Annotated in this window: 2 protein-coding genes and 1 pseudogene; 1 reads left to right on the plus strand and 2 read right to left on the minus strand. The window is 41.2% G+C overall.

The window, feature by feature from the left end:
* Nucleotides 1-66: 66 nt before the first annotated feature.
* Nucleotides 67-293: pseudogene (locus CF596_RS14195) on the plus strand (transposase domain-containing protein); the annotation flags it as partial.
* A gap of 211 nt (nt 294-504) precedes the next feature.
* On the opposite strand, the gene CF596_RS14200 reads toward CF596_RS14195, so the two are convergent.
* Nucleotides 505-1674: a PQQ-dependent sugar dehydrogenase gene (locus CF596_RS14200; protein ID WP_004680194.1), complete on the minus strand. Its 1170-nt coding sequence runs from the start codon at nt 1672-1674 to the stop codon at nt 505-507.
* 191 nt (nt 1675-1865) lie between these two features.
* Nucleotides 1866-3224 (minus strand): aromatic acid/H+ symport family MFS transporter, encoded by a 1359-nt coding sequence (locus tag CF596_RS14205; protein ID WP_096902848.1) that lies wholly within the window; start codon nt 3222-3224, stop codon nt 1866-1868.
* Nucleotides 3225-3559 lie beyond the last annotated feature (335 nt).

The raw sequence follows: 3559 nt of genomic DNA on the forward strand, positions 1-3559 counted from the left end.
TGTGCTGGGAAACTCGCATGCACGGTTCTTAGGGGGTTGGACGTAGGTAACTGCGTCTGACTACCCGACAATCAGATGCGTCCCTAGGCGTTGGGGCGCAAGACTGGCTGTTTGCAGGTTCGCTGCGCAGTTGTCAGCGAGCGGCAAACATCATGACGTTAATCCAGTCAGCAAAGCTGAATGGCTTGGATCCGTATGCCTATTTAAGTGATGTGCTGAAAAGGTTACCGACACACAAAGTGACCCAAATTGAAGAATTGCTGCCGCACTGCTGGAAACCTAAATCGAATTAAAAAATAGGTATGGGATTCAGCGGACGCTTACACAGGATGTTTCAAAAAGCAAGAATAACAATAATAAATAATATAACGGCAGGACGCTGAAAGGTATAACAGGAGTAATACCTAAACATAAATCTGAAAAAGCCCCGACATGATGTTGGGGCTTTTTTCTATCTGTTTTTTGTCCCACCCTAAAATATGTTTAGACCTGAAGAAAGGCATTTTATGGAGCCACCAATTTAAGCAATCTGGCAGATTGACCATCTTCAATCACCCAAATATTGCCATCCTGCGCTTGGAGTACGCCACGAATCCGCTGCCCCATCGCGATTCGCTGTAGCTCCCGAACAGGCTGTGCTTGTGTATCCACTACAATAATTGCTTTTGAAGATAAACCACCAAGAATGGCTTTATGCTTCCAGTGTGGAAATACATCTCCCGTATAAAACATCAAACTTGAAGGAGAGATGACAGGCGTCCAATCCAGAACTGGGGCTGTAAATTCAGGACGAGTCGCATGGTCTGGAATTGGCAAACCATTATAGTGATCACCATTCGACACCAGCGGATAGCCATAGTTTTCGCCCTTGGCAATCAGATTCAACTCATCGCCACCTTTAGGTCCCATTTCTGCAACCCAAAGCTGCCCTGCGGAATCAAATGCCATGCCCAAAGGGTTGCGATGCCCCAAACTCCAGACTTGTTTGGCAATCTCGCCATGTGTTTGAAATGGATTGTCTAAAGGGGTTGTGCCATCTGCATTTAAACGCAAAATTTTGCCTAAATTAGATTTTAAATCCTGAGCAGGTTCAAACTTTTGTCGTTCACCAGAACTTATCCATAATTTGCCATCTGCACCAAACTTTATACGATGTGCATAATGTCCCTGTCCTGAAACTTTCGGCACTTGCTGCCAGATTCTTTGAATTTGGGCAAGTTTTGGCGTGGGTTTAGCATCCAATAAGAGCTTGCCCCGAATCACGACTGCACCGTAACCACCCGTACCCGCTTCTGCATAACTTAAATAAATCTGCTGATTCTGTTTAAATTCAGGATCTAAAATGACATCACCCAAACCACCTTGTCCGCCATAAGCCACTTCAGGGATAGCTTGAACATCTAAGCTTTGAACTGTTTTTGGATTAAAAAGTTTTAATTTCCCCGCTTTTTCTGTAATTAATAGACGTCCATCTGGTAACTCTGTCAATGCCCACGGCTCATTAAAATCTGCAATTGGCTGTACTTGATAGCGTTGTAAGTTTTGTGCAGAAGTTGATTTTGACTCTAAAGTAGCCGAGTTCTGTTTCGGCTGAACTTGTGCATTACACCCTGTGATTAAACCCAATGTAACTAGACCTATAAATCCATAGTGTTGCCGATTCATCTTAAGCATCCTAATTGCTCCTCTATTTATTCAATCTTAGCTTGAGCTAATCAAGACATCATAACCAATGAAACTCACCCTGAGCATAATAGAAATGTATCGCTATACACTTTCTTACTTGAATCTTCTACAAAGTAAATAGGCAAAAAATTAAGGAGCGATGCTCCTTAATTTCAAAGTCCCACAATATTAACGATCAATTAACTATAAGATCGACTGGCTTTTTTGACCACACTTGGCTCACTCACCACCTTTGATGTACTTTGTAAACGAATCATTGCCACTGCAATTGCACCAATCACCGCAGGAATCGCCACCGCCAAAAAGTTCATTTTATGCGGTAAATTCATACCCAAAAGTACGCCAATGATAATAGGGCCTACAATCGCACCGACACGCCCCACTGCAGAAGCACAACCGATACCTGTCGAACGAATCGTGAGTGGATAATACTGTGCAACAAAGCTATACAGTAAAATACTGCTGCCAATGGCAGAAGCACCCGCTAAGCCGACCAATAAATAAATTACAGGCTGTGGTGAATTGAAGCCTAGACCCACTAGAGAGAATGCCCCCAATAAAAACATGCCAATAATCACAGGTTTTAAGTGGAAACGGTCTGCTAAAATCCCGCCACTGATAGTTCCGATCACTGCGCCAATATTCATAGCCATCAAGAACATTAAACTGTTACCCAATGAATAACCTGCCGCCATCATCAGTTTTGGCAACCAACTGCCTAAAGCATAAACCATCAACAAACACATAAAGAAGCAGCACCAAAAGAGCAAGGTACTCATACTGCGGTTATTTTTAAATAAGGCTGCAATCGAGGCATCTGCGGTTTGTACTTCATTTAATACAAATTGTGTTTGAGGACTAATATGTTCTTGTGGACTAATTTGCTGGACGATATGTCGCGCTTTTTCATGTTGCTGTTTTTTCACCAAAAAGGTTAAAGATTCTGGTAAGAAAAACCACAACAAAGGCAAAATAAGTAACGGTAATCCCGCAATATAGAACATCACTTCCCAGCCAAAGCTAGGCGTCAACCATGCACCAAGTAAGGCAGCCATAATGCCACCCACGGCATAGCCGCTGAACATAGTAGTGACTAAGGTACTACGCATTTTTTGTGGTGCATATTCAGAGGTTAAGGCCACAAGGTTAGGCAATACCCCGCCAATCCCTAAACCTGCAATAAAACGTAAAATACCAAACTCTGTTGGGTTGGATGCGAAGCCACCCCAAAAAGTAAAGCCACTAAATAACGTCACACAAATTAAGATGACATTTTTACGGCCAATTTTGTCTGCCAACATGCCAAACAACATGGCGCCAAACATCATACCTGCTAGCGCTGTACTCGCAAGCATACCTGCCTGTACAGCCGTCATATTCCATTCTTGCATCAGTAGTGGTAAAGCCACACCGTTAATCGCCAAATCATAACCGTCAAAAATAACGATAAATACGCACCAAAGTACAATTTTTAAATGAAAAGGTTTAAACTTTGCTTGATCCACTACAGCATTCACATTCATTGTTGTTGCTGTCATTTTTCCCTCACCTCCAATTGTGAGCTTTTTATTTTATAAAAAATGAATGGTTATTCACTTTTGTATATAAAATGAATCAATATTCACTTTTTGTCTACAGCAAAAACTTAACTCTGGTTAATTTTCTTAAAAACCTAGACTAAAGTTGTAGATAAATTCGACCAAATAAACTTGCTACAATTTATGATAATTTGATATATGCTGTATTTTTCACATAATTTATTATTGTAAATATCTGGTTTTAAACTTTTTTTCTACTTATCTTTCCACATAAAAAAACACCCCCAACGTTAGTTGGGGGTGTTTGAATAATGAGCTGGCGATGACTTACTCTC

The sequence above is a fragment of the Acinetobacter sp. YT-02 genome (genome assembly GCF_002412355.1).
Taxonomy (GTDB): Bacteria; Pseudomonadota; Gammaproteobacteria; order Pseudomonadales; family Moraxellaceae; genus Acinetobacter; species Acinetobacter towneri.